The organism is Microvirga alba (genome assembly GCF_015694465.1).
GTDB classification, from domain to species: Bacteria; Pseudomonadota; Alphaproteobacteria; order Rhizobiales; family Beijerinckiaceae; genus Microvirga; species Microvirga alba.
This window is the reverse complement of the sequence record NZ_JADQDO010000008.1, coordinates 1-15753: the sequence shown is the minus strand read 5'-3', so window position 1 is coordinate 15753 and position 15753 is coordinate 1. Positions and strand designations below refer to the sequence as shown.

Annotated in this window: 14 protein-coding genes; 8 read left to right on the top strand and 6 right to left on the bottom strand. The window is 62.3% G+C overall.

The window, feature by feature from the left end; translation table 11 throughout:
• Nucleotides 1–271: 271 nt before the first annotated feature.
• From I2H38_RS15205 to I2H38_RS15170, 8 genes are all read left to right on the top strand, one after another.
• On the top strand, nt 272–1828 hold the full coding sequence (locus I2H38_RS15205; RefSeq protein ID WP_196272718.1) for a glucan biosynthesis protein: 1557 nt from the start codon (nt 272–274) through the stop codon (nt 1826–1828).
• A gap of 86 nt (nt 1829–1914) precedes the next feature.
• A complete protein-coding gene (locus I2H38_RS15200) occupies nt 1915–2937 on the top strand; it encodes an ABC transporter substrate-binding protein (RefSeq protein ID WP_407664084.1) in 1023 nt (340 codons plus the stop codon).
• 32 nt (nt 2938–2969) lie between these two features.
• Complete coding sequence (locus I2H38_RS15195; protein WP_196272716.1) at nt 2970–3749, top strand: ABC transporter ATP-binding protein; 780 nt, start codon at nt 2970–2972, stop codon at nt 3747–3749.
• 3 nt (nt 3750–3752) lie between these two features.
• Nucleotides 3753–4598: an ABC transporter permease gene (locus I2H38_RS15190; protein WP_196272715.1), complete on the top strand. Its 846-nt coding sequence runs from the start codon at nt 3753–3755 to the stop codon at nt 4596–4598.
• Between the two features lie 204 nt (nt 4599–4802).
• The gene (locus I2H38_RS15185; protein WP_196272714.1) at nt 4803–5330 is read left to right on the top strand and encodes a MarR family winged helix-turn-helix transcriptional regulator; all 528 of its coding nucleotides are present in this window, start codon (nt 4803–4805) and stop codon (nt 5328–5330) included.
• A gap of 96 nt (nt 5331–5426) precedes the next feature.
• Nucleotides 5427–6353, top strand: a complete 927-nt coding sequence (locus I2H38_RS15180) for a DMT family transporter (protein ID WP_196272713.1) — start codon at nt 5427–5429, stop codon at nt 6351–6353.
• Nucleotides 6350–6655, top strand: a complete 306-nt coding sequence (locus I2H38_RS15175) for a TfoX/Sxy family protein (protein ID WP_196272712.1) — start codon at nt 6350–6352, stop codon at nt 6653–6655. The genes I2H38_RS15180 and I2H38_RS15175 overlap by 4 nt, the downstream gene beginning before the upstream one ends.
• A 32-nt stretch (nt 6656–6687) precedes the next feature.
• Nucleotides 6688–7659, top strand: coding sequence for a 2-hydroxyacid dehydrogenase (locus tag I2H38_RS15170; RefSeq protein WP_196272711.1), 972 nt, complete (start codon nt 6688–6690; stop codon nt 7657–7659).
• A gap of 13 nt (nt 7660–7672) precedes the next feature.
• On the opposite strand, the gene I2H38_RS15165 is transcribed toward I2H38_RS15170, so the two are convergent.
• From I2H38_RS15165 to I2H38_RS15140, 6 genes are all read right to left on the bottom strand, one after another.
• The gene (locus tag I2H38_RS15165) at nt 7673–8419 is read right to left on the bottom strand and encodes an SDR family oxidoreductase (protein ID WP_196272710.1); all 747 of its coding nucleotides are present in this window, start codon (nt 8417–8419) and stop codon (nt 7673–7675) included.
• 17 nt (nt 8420–8436) lie between these two features.
• Nucleotides 8437–10245 (bottom strand): IlvD/Edd family dehydratase, encoded by a 1809-nt coding sequence (locus tag I2H38_RS15160; RefSeq protein WP_196272709.1) that lies wholly within the window; start codon nt 10243–10245, stop codon nt 8437–8439.
• A 127-nt stretch (nt 10246–10372) separates the two neighbouring features.
• Nucleotides 10373–11062, bottom strand: coding sequence for a tellurite resistance TerB family protein (locus I2H38_RS15155; protein ID WP_324617411.1), 690 nt, complete (start codon nt 11060–11062; stop codon nt 10373–10375).
• A 63-nt stretch (nt 11063–11125) separates the two neighbouring features.
• Nucleotides 11126–11770, bottom strand: a complete 645-nt coding sequence (eda, locus tag I2H38_RS15150; RefSeq protein ID WP_196272708.1) for a bifunctional 4-hydroxy-2-oxoglutarate aldolase/2-dehydro-3-deoxy-phosphogluconate aldolase — start codon at nt 11768–11770, stop codon at nt 11126–11128.
• A 39-nt stretch (nt 11771–11809) separates the two neighbouring features.
• The gene (locus I2H38_RS15145) at nt 11810–13987 is read right to left on the bottom strand and encodes a TRAP transporter permease (protein WP_407664083.1); all 2178 of its coding nucleotides are present in this window, start codon (nt 13985–13987) and stop codon (nt 11810–11812) included.
• Between the two features lie 81 nt (nt 13988–14068).
• Nucleotides 14069–15043, bottom strand: coding sequence for a TAXI family TRAP transporter solute-binding subunit (locus I2H38_RS15140; protein ID WP_407664095.1), 975 nt, complete (start codon nt 15041–15043; stop codon nt 14069–14071).
• Between the last annotated feature and the right edge of the window lie 710 nt (nt 15044–15753).

Genomic DNA, 15753 nt, shown 5'->3' with positions numbered 1-15753 from the left:
CCGGCCTCTTGTCCGGATGCCCACCAACCGGCACGCGACCACAGGCACGTGCGAAATTGGGCAAGGGTTCAAATAGGTCCAATGGACTCGGACGACAAGAGTTTTTTGAGGCTTTCGCAGGATTTTTTCACTTCTCCCGGCGCAAACACTCCCGCCGGACCCGTTCAGCCTCCATTAAGTGGCGCAGGTCCACGAAAAGCGGTCCGGAATCTTTTCGCGCCGCCGCATCCGGCACCTTCTCAACCGAAGAAAAAAGCACAGTTCAGTATCCATGATTCCCCTGTCTCGCCGCGCCCTTCTGCAGAGCCTCCTCGCCACCGCAGCGACATCGGCTTTGGCCCAGACTCAGCAGAATGGAGTGCCTGCGCCTACGCCCTTCCGTTTTGAGGACGTCGTGCGCAAGGCGCGCGAGCTGGCGGGCGCGCCTTACGAACCGGTTCCCGCGCAGTTGCCCGAGCCGCTGAACCGTCTGAGCTTCGACGATTACCGGGATATCCGCTTCCGTCCCGACCGGGCGCTGCTGGCGACCGGCGGCGGACCTTTCCGGATGCAGCTCTTCCATCCAGGCTTTCTCTTCCAGCGCCCCGTGACCGTGAACGTGCTGCGCGACGGCGTGCCGACTCCGGTACCCTATCAGCGCGAGTTGTTCGACTATGGCCGCAACAAGATCGAGAAGCCGCTGCCGGTCAATCTCGGCTTCGCGGGCTTCCGCCTGCATTATCCCCTCAACGATCCGAGGATCTTCGACGAGTTGATCGCCTTCCTCGGCGCAAGCTATTTCCGCTTTCTTGGGGCCGATCAGAAATACGGCCTCTCCGCTCGCGGCCTCGCGATCAACGTGGAGAGTGGGGACGCCGAGGAGTTTCCCTTTTTCCGGGAATTCTGGATCGAGACGCCCAAGCCCGACAGCGAGCGGGCGACGATCTACGCGCTTCTCGACAGCCCCTCTGTGGCCGGAGCCTATCGCTTCGACGTCTATCCGTCGAAGGAGACCGCGCTCGATGTCACAGCGACTCTGTTCCCGCGCAAGGCCATCGCCAATGTCGGCATCGCGCCGCTGACCTCGATGTTCTTCGAGGGCGAGAACGATCGGCACAGCACGGACGATTTCCGTCCCGAGCTGCACGATTCGGATGGGCTTCTCATGCAATCGGGCGCGGGCGAATGGATCTGGCGTCCCTTGCGCAACCCGACCCGCAAGAGCGTCTCGTCCTTCAGCGACAATAACCCCCGTGGATTCGGCCTGATGCAGCGCGACCGCGTGTTCGAGAACTACCAGGATCTCGAGGCTTACTATCACAAGCGACCCGGCTACTGGGTCGAGCCCGTCGGCCAGTGGGGCGAGGGCCGCGTGGAACTGGTCGAGATCCCGACCCCCGACGAAACCCACGACAACATTGTTGCCTATTGGAAGCCGAATCGTCCCTACGAAGCGGGGCAGGAGATCACGCTCTCCTATAAACTGCGCGCCGTATCGTCGGCAGGGCTGCATCCGGGCGGCAAGGTGGTGAACACATTCCACGCTCCGGCTCGCGCCAGCGGTTCGAATGCCCCGAGCGATCCCACCCATCGCCGCTTCATCATCGACTTCGCGGGCGGGAACCTGCCCTATTACCTGAGCGATCCCGGTTTGGTGCAGCTGATCCCCTCCATTTCGGCCGGTCAGATCACGCACACCTTCATCGTGCCCAACGACCACACCAAGGGCTTCCGGGCCGCCATCGACGTGAAGCTCGAGCCGGGCCAGTCCACCGATATGCGCGCCTTCCTGCGCGCCGGAAATCGGACGCTGACGGAGACCTGGACTTATCCCTGGGCCGTGGAATGATCGCGCCCTGAAGACCGGAAGCTGCCGCAAAGGGAACTTGCCAAGGCTGTTCGAACCACGCAGAAGCTGGCCTCAAACGGCGGAGGATGGCTGCGATGATGCTCAAGACTTACATGACCGGAGCGCTGGCGATTGCTCTCACATGGGGCGCAGGCGGCGCTCGGGCGCAGCAGCCGCTGACCGAGGTGACTTTCGGGACGAACTGGATCGCCCAGGCCGAGCACGGCGGTTATTATCAGGCGGTCGCGGACGGCACCTACGAGAAATATGGCCTCAAGGTCGCGATCGTTCCGGGCGGTCCGCGGGCCAATAACCGAATGCTCATGACCGTCGGCAAGCTCGACTTCTATATGGGCGGCAGCATGATCCAGGCCTTCTCGGCGGTCGAGAAGGACATCCCGACCGTCGTCGTCGCCGCGCACTTTCAGAAGGAGCCTCAGATCCTCCTGAGCCATCCGGGCGAGGGCCTCGACACTTTCACCGAACTGAAGAAGTCGAACGACATCCTGATCTCGAAGGACGGTTTCGCCACCTTCTATCAGTGGATGAAGGCGGAGTTCGGCTTCAGGGACGAGCAGGTAAAGCCCTTCGGCTTCAACCCCGCGCCCTTCATCGCCAACAAGAAGGCGGTTCAGCAGGGATACGTGACGGCCGAGCCGCTGACCATCGAGAAGGCGGCGGGCTTCAAGCCCAACGTCTTCCTGCTCGCGGATCACGGTTTCAGCACCTACTCCACGACGGTCGAGACCCGTCGCGAGCTCATCGAGAAGAACCCCGATCTCGTGCAGCGCTTCATCGACGCTTCGACCATCGGCTGGTACAATTATCTCTACGGCGACAGCACCAAGGCGAACGCGCTCATCAAACGCGACAATGCCGAGATGACGGATGAGCTCATCGCCTATTCGGTCGCCAAGATGAAGGAATATGGCATCGTCGATTCAGGCGACACGTCCACTCGCGGCATCGGCGCGATGAGCGATGCGCGCATGAAGGATTTCTTCGACAAGATGGTGAAGGCCGGATTGTTCAAGGCCGATCTGGACTACAAAAAGGCCTATACGCTCCAGTTCGTGAACAAGGGCGTCGGGCTCGATCTGAAAAAGTAGGAGAGGCGACGCCTTTCGCGTTGCAGCCTCGCATGACAGAGCCCGCTCCCCCCCTCGTCTCCCTGCAAAGGGTCACCAAGGTTTTCGCCAATGGTGTGACGGCGCTTGCCGGGCTCGATCTCGATATCCGCGCGGGGGAGTTCATCTCTCTTCTCGGTCCCTCCGGTTGCGGCAAATCAACGGCGCTGCGGATCGTCGCCGGCTTGGCGAAGCCGACGCAAGGCAGAGTGACCTGGCCAACCGCATCGAGCCTGGACCATCGCGACGATATCGGCTTCGTCTTCCAGGAGCCGACGCTGATGCCGTGGGCGAATGTCGCCGACAATGTGTGGCTGCCTTTGCGCCTTCGCGGGCTGTCGAAGCGTGATGCACAGGGACGCATCGCAAAATGCCTTGCCCTCGTCGGCCTCGAGGCCTTCGCCGACGCCTATCCGCGAGAACTGTCCGGCGGCATGAAGATGCGCGTCTCTATCGCGCGCGCGCTCAGTGTGAAGCCGAAACTCCTCTTGATGGACGAGCCCTTCGCCGCCCTCGATGAGATCACGCGCTTCAGGCTCAATGACGATCTGTTGCGGTTGCAGCGCGAACTGGGTTGCACCATCGTGTTCGTGACCCATTCCGTATTCGAGAGCGCGTATCTCTCAAGCCGCATCGCGATCATGACGCCGCGCCCCGGCTGCATCGCCGCCGAGATCAAAGCCGATGCGACCGGCGAACGCGGCCTGAATTTCCGCACCAGCCCGCGCTATGCCGCCCTGTGCCAGGAGGTATCGCGCCTCCTGATCAGTTTGACCTCAGACGGGCCGGTGTGAGCGATGACGACATTTTCACCCATCAGCGCAGCAAGGCAGGGCACCCTCCTCCGCCTGATCCTGCCGCTTGCGGTTTTCATTGCCGCCATCGGGGTTTGGGAAATGTATGTCCGCCGCCACGCCGTGCCGCCCTATATCCTGCCCGCGCCGAGCCTGGTCGCACAAACCCTCGTCGCCGATTGGCCGCTGCTGTCGGCCTCGCTCTTCGTGACACTCAAAACCACGTTGCTGGGACTTGGCCTTGCCGTCGCCGGTGGTGTCGCTCTCGCGGTTCTGCTCAGCCTGTCGCGGGTGGTCGAATACTCACTCTATCCCTTTGCGGTCGTGCTGCAGGTGACGCCGATCATCGCGATCGCGCCGCTGCTCTTGATCTATATGCCGCAGGATATCGCGGTGCTGGCCTGCGCCTGGCTCGTCGCCTTTTTCCCGGTCCTGTCCAACACGATGCTGGGCCTCCAATCGGTCGATCGGAATCTGCTCGAACTGTTTCAGCTCTATGGCGTTCCGCCGACGCAAACACCCATCGCCCGCCTCGGCTCAAGACTGAAAGCGCTCTGGCTTCTGCGCGCACCTGCGGCGCTTCCCGCCTTTCTGGCGGGCCTGCGGATCGCCGGAGGCCTCTCCCTGATCGGGGCCGTGGTCGCCGAGATGGCGGCTGGTTCCGCTGGGGCAGGTGCAGGGCTCGCCTATCGCATCCTCGAGAGCCAGTACCGACTCAATATCCCCCGCCTCTTCGCGGCGCTGGTTCTCCTGGCGGTGGCAGGGATCGTCCTGTTCCTCTTGTTATCCGCCCTGACCCATGCCCTGCTGCGGCGCTGGCATGAAAGTGCCCTCACCCTTGAGGCTTAGGCAAAGGGCCACATCTTATTTGTTAGGTTGTGACGAACTGTCATCGAATCGTCATGACTATTGACCATGGTGCGACCGTCGGGGCGATGGGCTGATCCGGGAGAGCGCGAATCGCTTTTCCGACACCGCCATGCGCAATGAGACAAGAGAGTAGACGCGGATGACGCCGTCAGCGCGAGGCTGCTCCGAAGAGCGGGGACGTGGATGGACAAGGACGACAATCATCCGGGCGTGAAAACCGTCGGCTGGGCTTTGGTTCAGGCGTCGCGGCTCCACCGCAGCCGTACCGGCGACAAGCTCTCCGAGCTCGGCCTCTTCGCGGGACAGGAACAGGTTCTGCAGGCGCTGGTCAATTCGGGACCCATGACCATGGGCGAACTGGCCGGCATCCTGCGCGTCCGTCCTCCGACAGCCTCCAAGACCGTATCGAGGCTCTCGACCCTGAAGCTCATCGAGCGCCACACCGAACCAGGTGACGCGCGCGTGGTTCGCGTGAAGCTGACCAAGGAAGGCAAGCGCAAGGCCGCTGCCATCGATGCGCTCTGGAACGAAGTCGAGGCCGAGCTTCTCGACGGTTTCGATAACAAGGACCGCAAGCGCCTTAGAAAACTTCTGCGTAAAGCCGCTAAAAACCTCGCCGGCATAACGGGCGCAGACCAGACGGGTTTCGAGGGTGACGACGAGCTCGACGAAATCGGCTCGTCCGATCAACCCGCCGCCATTCCGGCCTGATCACGCTTTCACTTCGCTTCAGAATTGTTCCGCGCGCAGGAGGGCTGTGCGCGGCGAACACTCGTCGAGACGCAGCTCTGCCGTTAGCATGGCGTCATGGCTGACCTCGCGACTCCCGTCCTCTCCTCCACCCCTTCCTCGGTGAAGCGGCAACGCTTGACGGGCATCGCGCTCATGTGCGCGGCGCTGATCTGCTTTTCGTGCCTCGATTCCACGGTGAAATGGGTCAACCGCTCGGTCGATCCGCTCGTCACGGTGTGGGCCCGCTACATGTCGAGCGTGGTTCTGACATCCTTCCTCATCAATCCTTGGACACAGCCCGGATTTTTGAAGTCACGACGCCTTCCGTTGCAGCTCATACGCTCGGGGCTGATGTTTCTCACGACGATCTGCAGCTTCACCGCGCTGAAATACCTTCAGTTGACCGAGACCACGTCGATCCAGTTTTCGACGCCGCTGATCGTCGCCCTGCTTGCCGGGCCGATGTTGGGAGAGCGCGTCGGTTCGCAACGCCTGATCGCCATCGGCTTCGGTCTCGTCGGCGTGCTCGTGGTCATGCGGCCCGGCCTCGGGACCATGCAACCCGCTGCCCTGCTCTCGCTGGCGGGCGCTATCACCTATGCGCTCTACGGCATCACGACCCGGATGCTGGCGGCCCATGATTCCTCTTCCACGACCACGTTCTATTCCGGTCTCGCCGGCCTCGTTCTGATGACGCCGCTCCTGCCGTGGATCTGGACGACGACGCCCTCGCCCCTGACATGGCTTCTGATGTTAATGACAGGCGCAATCGGCGCCTTCGGGCACTGGCTTCTGGTGCTCGCCCATGCGCGCGCGCCGGCCGCTATCCTCTCCCCCTTCATCTACACGCAGATCATCTGGATGCTGGCCTTGGGCTACATCCTGTTTGGCGATTGGCCGGACACCTGGACCCTCGTCGGAGCAGGCATCGTCATCGCTTCCGGGCTCTACTTGCTCTATCGTGAACGGATAAGGCATCGCGAGCCGGAGACATCAGCATGAAGGATGCGCCTATCAGCACCCTGCCGGGGGTGGGGCCCGTTACGCAGGCGTGGCTCGATGAAGTGGGCATCCACACAGTCGGGGACCTTCAGGCGCTGGGGTCGGTCGAAGCCTATCGGCGCCTGAAATTCATGTTGCCCAGACGCGTCAGCCTCAACGCGCTCTACGGCCTGGAGGCGGCCCTGCGCGGCTGCCACTGGCTGCACTTGCCCGCCGACGTCAAAAGCGCTCTCCAGCGGCAAGGCAAAACCATCGACGAGGCTCTCCGCAAGGGCGCGGCGGCCCGCTGCAGCCTGGGCTAGAGCACACCCTTCTCGCGATCAGGATCATACGCATGACCAAGACCGACATCTTGATGACCGGGCCGATGCTGCCGAGCGTCATCGAATCCCTCGACCAGGCCTTTGTCCTGCATCGCCTGTGGGAGCAGGCCGACCGCGCGGCTTATCTCGCCGAGATCGGCCCACGCATTCGCGGCCTCGCGACGAGCACGATGACGGGGCGCGCGGACGCCGCGCTCATCAACCGCCTGCCAAACCTGGAGATCATTTCGAGCTTCGGCGTCGGCTACGACAATGTGGACGTCGCTGAAGCAGCAAAACGCAGCATCATCGTCACCAACACGCCGGACGTGTTGAACGAAGAAGTGGCGGACCTGACCATCGGCCTCCTTCTCGCGACCCTACGCCAGATCCCACAGGCCGATCGCTACCTGCGCGCGGGACGATGGCTGAAGGCATCCTTCCCCCTTTCGCCCACCTTGCGTGGGCGAAAGGTCGGCATCGTGGGACTGGGCCGTATCGGCAAGGCGATTGCGAAGCGGCTCGAAGGGTTCGACGTCGCCATCGCCTATCATGGCCGGACGCAGCAGGAGGATATGGCTTACGCCTACCATCCCAGCCTCGTCGGCCTCGCCGAGGCGTCGGACGTGCTCATTGTCATCACTCCCGGCGGCGCATCGACAAGGCATCTCATCAATGCGGAGGTGTTGGAGGCGATTGGGCCGAGCGGCATTCTGATCAACGTCGCTCGCGGCAGCGTCGTCGACCAGCAGGCCCTGATCGAAGCGCTGCGCGCGGGGACTATCCTCTCGGCAGGCCTCGACGTCTTCGACGACGAGCCGCGCGTTCCCCAGGAGCTGATCGACATGGAGCATGTCGTGCTTCTGCCCCACATCGCCTCCGGCTCGGTGCACACGCGAAGGGCCATGGGGCAGCTCGTCGTCGACAACCTGACCTCATGGTTCTCCGGCAACGGACCGCTGACCGCGGTGGCGGAGACGCCCTATCCGATTCGATCTACTTAAGGTTTGCTCGCTGTCAGAGCGCGAAGCCGCCATCGACGAGGTGAATGTGTCCGGTCGTGAACGCGGCCTCATCGGATGCGAGATACACGGCCAGCCACGCCACTTCCTCCGGCGTTCCGAGCCGCCCCATCGGCTGACGGTCGATGAAGGCTTGCCGCACGATCTCGGCGCTTTGGCCCGAGGCGGCGGCCTGGGTTTCGATGCGCTCGTTCAACGAAGGGGACTGCACCGTGCCGGGGCAGATGGCGTTGACGCGAATGCCCCGACGGATGAAATCCGCCGCCACGGCCTTGGTTAGCCCGATCACGGCAGCCTTCGTCGCACCGTAGGCATAGCGATTCGGAATACCGCGCACCGAAGATGCCCCGGACGCGATATTCACAATCGACCCGCCCCCCTTGTCGAGCATGCCCGGCAACACCGCACGGATGGTGCGGTGCATGGATTTGACGTTCAGATCGAACGAGACATCCCAATCGTCGTCGGAGCATTCAAGCACCGTGCCATGGTGCACGAAGCCCGCCGCGTTCACCAAAACATCGAGGGGCCCCGTCTCAGCGATGCACGCGGCAATCGCCTCTGGCGAGCGCACATCGAGCGTGCGACACCGCGCGCCTTCAAGGTCGGTCAATCGACCGGCATCGAGGTCCGTCGCCCAGACTTGCGCGCCCTCGCGAACGAAGGCCTGCGCGATCGCACGCCCGATCCCCTGCCCCGCTGCGGTGACAAGCGCCGTCTTGCCTTTCAGCCGATCAACCATGAGCCACCCGAAGACCTCTAGTGATTGTCTCTCGGCACACCGAAGGTCTGGGCGACCCTCTGGTACTTCACTGCGGGTTTCAAGGTCATGCCCTCGGACAATTGATCGACCATGGAGCGTTGAATCTCCTGCCATGGCGTCTGGCTCGCAGGGTACGCATATCCGCCCTTCGCCTCGAGATCCGCCCTCCTGCGGCGCAACTCCTCGTCCGAGATCAGAATATCGGCGCTGCGCTTGTTGAGATCGATGCGGATGCGGTCGCCTGTCTGAAGCAACGCCAATCCGCCGCCAGCCGCTGCTTCCGGTGACGCGTTGAGGATCGAGGGCGTGCCCGATGTGCCCGACTGACGGCCATCGCCGATGCAGGGCAAGGAGAACACCCCGCGTTTGATGAGTGCTCCCGGCGGCTGCATGTTCACCACTTCCGCCGCGCCGGGATAGCCGATCGGGCCCGCGCCACGCATGATGAGGATTGTGTGCTCATCGATATGGAGTGATGGATCGTCGATGCGGTGGTGATAGTCCTCCGGACCGTCGAATACGACGACGGGTCCCTCGAACGCATTGGGGTCCTTCGGATTGTTGAGATAGCGATCCTGGAATTCCGGGCTGATCACGGAGGTCTTCATGATCGCGGAATCAAACAGGGTGCCCTTGAGGTTGAGGAAGCCCGCCTTCTGCTTCAGCGGCTTGTCATAGGGCCGGATCACGTCGTGGTCCCAGGTGTCCTTGCCGCGACAATTCTCGCCGATGGTGGTACCCGCGCATGTCAGCGCCTTCTCATGGATCTTCCCCGCCGCGATCAACTCGGCGATGACCGCCGGCAGACCACCCGCGCGATAATATTCTTCGCCGAGATACGCGCCCGCCGGCTGCATGTTCACGAGCAATGGAATCTCGAATCCGACCTTCTCCCAGTCATCGCAGGTGAGCGGCACGCCGATATGCTTGGCGATGGCATTGATATGAATCGGCGCGTTGGTGGAGCCGCCGATCGCGGCATTCGCGACGATGACGTTCTCGAAGGCTTCCCGCGTCATGATGTCGGACGGCTTCAGATCCTCCCATACCATCTCGACGATGCGCCGGCCGGTCTCGTAGGATATCTGCCCGCGCTCGCGATAGGGCGCGGGGATCGCGGCCGAACCCGGCAGCGACATGCCCAAAGCCTCGGCCAGCGCGTTCATGGTCGAGGCCGTGCCCATGGTGTTGCAATGACCATCCGAGGGCGCCGACGAAGCAACGATGTCCATGAACTGCTTGTAGTCGATTTCGCCCGCCGCGTGACGCTCGCGCGCTTTCCAGATGACCGTTCCCGATCCTGTCCGCTCGCCGTGGTGCCAACCGTTGAGCATCGGACCGACATTGAGCGAAATCGCCGGAATGTTCACCGTCGCCGCCGCCATGAGGCAGGCGGGCGTGGTCTTGTCGCAACCGGTGAGCAGCACGACGCCATCGAGCGGATAGCCGTAGAGGACTTCGACGAGCGACAGATAGGACAGATTGCGATCAAGGCAGGCCGTGGGCCGCTTCCCCGTTTCCTGGATGGGGTGACACGGGAACTCGAACGCGATCCCGCCCGCTGCCGTAATGCCGTCACGCACGCGCTTGGCGAGTTCGATATGGTGCCGGTTACAGGGTGAAAGGTCCGAGCCTGTCTGGGCGATGCCGATGATCGGCTTCTTGCCCTGCAGTTCCTCTCTGGTCAGGCCATAGTTCAGATAGCGCTCCAGATAGAGAGCGGTCATGCCCGGATTGTCGGGATTGTCGAACCACAGGCGAGAGCGAAGCTGATCGGGCGTGCGACGGTGAGGCCTTTCAACCATTCCGCGGTCCTTTCTGGTTTCAACGAATAACGGATCTCGATTTGAGCCGGTGCCGTGTCCGAAATCAACCGGCCGTGCCATAGGCACTTTTGCACAAGCCTGTCCCTTTGCAAGCTGGGCTGCCTTCCTACTGAAGCGCCCCAATCATGTCATCGATCTGCGAGCGTATGATCGGATCAAGATCGAGGGCTTCAGCGAGCCGATGCAGGAATTCGCGCTCCTGAATCGTATCAGGCTCGATGGCGATGCGCGCGGCGGCATAGACTTGCGCCGCCTTTTCAGGATCGTTCACCGCGTCGGCAAGCTCTTCCACATCCGCCGGCGAGGCGAGCTCATCCTCAAGCCAGCGGCTCGCCTGCGGATCGATTCCGGCCTCGATGAGGCCTTTGACCATCAACGCGCGCTCCCTCTCGTCGACGCGGCCGTCGGCGGTCACCGCCGCCACCATGGCGCGCAAGAAAAGCAGCGCATCGTCCTCCGTCGCTGAGACAGGATGAAAACGGGAGGTCTCTGGCGGGATGAGCCCTTGCTCGCGAGCCTCGACGCCCGGGGCGGTCGAGGCGGACAACCCGGCCTCGCCTTCACTCGCCCGGTCTTTGCCGCTGCGGCGGAGATGAAAAGCCTGATAGACGACACCGACGATCACCGCGAGGCCGCCGACTTTCGCAACACGCTCCGCCAAAGCGTAACGGCGACTGGGGGCCTCTTTCGACGTCGCTTGATCGCCCTGAAGTCTCCTCGCCTCATCGCCCGCGTCCTGATCGGAGGGGCGACTGACCCCGACGACAGCGTCGAGCAATTTTTTGTAACCGATCACGGCGGCCTCCTCGAACGTGTTCGAAGCCGAGCTAAGAACACAACGGAGGCCTCGGCGTTTGGTTCACGCGGCCTTGCGGAGGGCCGAAGCCTCGGCGGCAAGACGTCCGATCCTCGCGAAATCGCCGTTCTTCAGGGCCTCCTGCGGCGCAATCCACGTTCCACCGACGCAGGGGACGTTGGCGAGCGACAGGTAAGACGGAGCGCTCGCAAGATCGATCCCGCCGGTCGGGCAGAACGAAAGTTTCGGCAATGGCCCCTGGACGGATTTGAGCCAGGCAGCGCCCCCCGAGGCAGCGGCCGGAAAGAATTTTAGAACCTCGAAGCCCAGGCTCGCGAGGGTCATGGCCTCGGACACGGTCGCGCAACCCGGCATGACGGGAATCGCGGCTTCTCGCAGATGCTCCGCGAGACGGACAGGCGTCCCAGGCGTGACGATGAATTTCGCGCCCGCATCGACCACCTCACGAATCTGGCTCTCATGCAGGACCGTTCCCGCGGCGATGACGGCGTCGGGCACGGCCTTCGCGATCGCGCTGATCGCATCGAGCGCTTGCGGTGTCCGAAGCGTGATCTCGATCACGGACAGGCCGGCTCCCAGAAGGGCATGAGCCAGATCGATGCTCGCTCGCGCGTCGTCGATCGTGACCACGGGGATGACCGGCGCGAGACGCGCATAGGCCCGTAACGTGTCGGTCTTGGTCTTCATGAGTCACTCCCATCGCGCCATGATGGCGACCGACCGTTGCTATGCCGCCACGGCCGCCTGACGCACCCGCGCCTTGAGAAGCTGCGATACAATCACCGGACTCGCAAGCGCAAGACCGATCGCCGTCATCGTCCCATCGGGAGCAATGATCGGAAGCGCGGCCAAGCCAGCGAGCCACCGTTCCCAGGTCCGCAACGCCCCGAGCGCATATCCGGTGAAAGCCGCGGACAGCAGCACGATCCCAACCATGCAAGAGCTCACGATCATGAGGAAACTCGGCCACGTGAATTCCGGCGTCACAATCAGCATGGCTGGTCCATAAACGAACACGAACGGCACGAGCGCCTTGCCGAGCCCCAGACGGAACGCGGTATTGCCCGTCTTGAACGGATCCGCCCCCGCCATGCTGGCGCCCGCATAGGCTGCCAACGCCACGGGAGGCGTGATGTCGGCAAGAACGCCATAATAAAACACGAAGAAATGAGCCACGATCGGCGCCACTCCGAGAAGGCCGAGCGCAGGCGCCGCCACCGTCACCATGATGATGTAATTGGCCGTCGTCGGCACGCCGCATCCGAGCAGGATGCACACGACAGCGGTCATCACGAGCGTGAAGAACAACGTCATCGATTTCAAATCAAACAGCCACACGGGCATGAAGTCACCCAAGGTCTGCGCGATCTGCGTTGCGAAGGACGTGACGATGAAGGAAATCTTGAACCCGACGCCCGTCAGCGTCACGATGCCGACGATGATGCCGACGGTCGCCGCCGCCGCCCCAACGCCAATGGCGTATTTCGCGCCGACCACGAAAGCATCGGCAAGTTCGATCATCTTGGCCTTGCCCGCCTCGCTCTGCAGCCACGTATAGATCATCAGCCCGCAGACGATCGCGAAGACAGGCACGATGAAGACAAGTTTGGTGAGAAGGCCCGCGGCGATGGCTCCTGCGATGGCCGCAAGGAAACCCATCGTTACCAGCGGAACCCGCACGGTGCCGATGAGCACGCAGGCCGTGATGCCCCAAAACGCCGCCAGATAGGGCGTGAAGCCGGAGAAGAGGACGATCAGCAACACGGCCAGCGGCATGACCGACTGCCAGCCTTCGCGCAGCACGGTCATTGCATGCGGCAATTCCTCCGCGCTCATGCCGCGCATGCCGGAGCGCTTGGCCTCGAAGTGAACCTGCATGAACACGCCGAAGAAGTGCATCAGCGCCGGCACGATCGCCGCGAGAATGACCGTCTGGTAGGAGACGTTCAAGAACTCCACCATCAGGAAGGCCGCGGCCCCCATGATCGGCGGCGTGATCTGCCCACCGGTCGACGCTGTCGACTCGACCGCCGCCGCGAAATGGCGCGGATAACCCATCCGGATCATGGCGGGAATCGTGAGCGAGCCGACCGTGACCGTGTTGGCGATCGACGATCCGGAGATCATCCCGAACAAGGCCGAACCGAAGATCGACACTTTCGCGGGACCACCGGCATAGCGGCCGGCCACGCAGGACGCGAGATCGATGAAAAGCTTTCCGAGGCCGACGCGCGTCGCAAGCACGCCGAAGAGCACATAGTGGAAGACATAGGTCGCCACGACGCCGAGCGCGATGCCGTAAATTCCCTGACTGGTGAGATAGAGATGATTGACGATGTTGGACCAGGACGCGCCCGGATGCTTGAGAATTCCGGGCATGGTCGGGCCGAAATAAGCATAGAGCATTACCATGATCGCGATGAACGGAAGCGGCCAGCCGACCGAACGTCGAACGGCTTCGAGCAACACGACGATCAGGATCGTGCCCATCACCACATCTGTCGTCGTCGGGTTGCCGACCCGGAAGGCGAGCTCATGGAAAATCGAGGGAACATACAAACTCGCCATCGCCGCAGCCGCAGCGAGCGTCCAGTCGAGGAGTGAGATACCGCCCGGCCGCCACCATTGCGATGGCGCGACTTTATCCTGGTCCGATTTCCTCGCTGCGAAGACGAGAAAGATCAGCCCGAGCACGAACGCCATGTGGATGCCGCGATGGGTCGTCTCCCGCAGCAAGCCGAAGCCCGCAGTATAGTAGTGAAACATGGACAGCGCGAAGAGCAGTCCCGCCACGAGCCAGGCCGTGCCGAAGCGCAGAGGCCGGAAGCGCATTTCGGGATCGAACTTTTCCTCGAGGCTACGGTCTTCGATGAGCACGGATGCGTCGGCGTGAGACATGGTCATGGACTCGCGTCATAGGGCGATAGAAAATGGCCCCTCGCGGTTTCCGGCCGCGAGAGGCGGGCAATGCGGGACGAGGCTTGATCAGGCCTTCAGGAGCCCAGCTTCCTTGTAGAACTTGGCGGCACCCGCATGAACGGGGATGCCGGCGCCGGCGAGGACCGTTTCCTTGCGGATGAACTTGCCCTTGGCATGGCCTGCATCCAGCGCGGCGCGCGTCTTATCGCTACAGAGCGCCTTCGCGATCTCATACACGACAGCATCCGGCACCTTGGCGGAGGTGACCCATTGTGCACCCACGGCCAGCGTCTTCACGGCACCGACATTCTTGTAGGTATTCGCAGGTATCTCGTCGGCGGCGAAGAACGTGTACTTCTTGAGAAGCGCCTCCGCTTCCGGGCCCGCCAGCGGGATGATGTCGATTCCACCGCCCGTCGCCGCAAGCTCGGTGATGGCGCTGGTTGGATAACCACCGACGAAGAAGAAGGCATCCATGCCGCCGTCGCGCATTTTCTCGGCCGCCTGGTTGGGCTTCAGGAAGTCCGCCTTGACGTCGCTTTCCTTGATGCCCCACGCTTCCAGGATGATGCGCGCGTCGACCAGCGTACCTGAGCCGGGCTCGTCAAGCGAAACGCGTTTGCCCTTCAGATCGGCGACCGACTTGATGTTCGCGGACTTGGCGGCCACGAGATGGATGCTTTCCGGATAGAGGTTCGCCAGGAGACGCAGATCCTCCATCTTGCCCTTGCCGTCGAACAAGCCGGTGCCGGTATAGGCCCAATAAGCCACGTCAGCCTGGCTGAAGCCGGATTCGAGCGCGCCCGAGGCAATGGAGTTGATGTTGGCGACGGAGCCATTGGACGCCTGAGCAGTCAGAACGAGCTGCGGGGGATTGGAGATCGCATTCGCCAGAAGACCGCCGACAGGATAATAGGTTCCGGCCGTTCCGCCGGTTCCGATCCGAAAGAACGCAGGCGTTTGCGCGAGCGCATTGCGGGCAAGCAGGGCCCCGGCGCCGATCCCAAAACCGAGTTTGGCTAGGTTCCGGCGGGTTATCATCATCGACATCATCATCTCCCGAGTGCACAGAGGAGCCGCGTCTTTGGCGGTCTCCACAAGCACTCTAATGGAAATGGGATAATCGTCCACGATCTGCCGTAAAATCCTTTTGGAGATCTTGCCTTGGGCCGCGTGCAATGCGCCTTTCGCCATTGGAGTTTGATCCCGTCATCCGCGAGACATCATCATCCTCTCCTTTTCGATTCAGGAGGATTGTGATGGACATCCTCTGAAGGACGACAGCGAGAGCATTATCCGCAGACCTCTGGACCCGTTCGTACGCGAGACAAACGCAATAAGACCAGAGTGTTCAGAGCCTCTTTCCATTTCGAGCGGATCGGAAAACGCTCCAGATTGCGCCGAGATTCATTGGCCTGATAGGAGCACTGAAGAGGCAAAGGATCGACGGGACGCGCTTTCGGGGAAAAGCGCTTGACCAGGGTGCAATTCGCCATAAAGGGCATTTCTCGGGCGACGCGCGGCAAAGCGTTCCTGGACGAGATGACCAATCACGGCGTGGCGTGGCGTCACGGCTCGCCGTGGTAGCCGTTGACCAGGATATGGCCGGGGCAAGGCAGCGATGAAGCTTCAGCGTGATGGCTTCGCCGTGTCCCGGTTTCTGGACGAGGCGTCGCTGAGTTCGCTATTTTATCCGTTTTTCACGTGTCTGTATTTTTTGATGGGTCCTGGTGATGTTGTGGGGGAGGCGT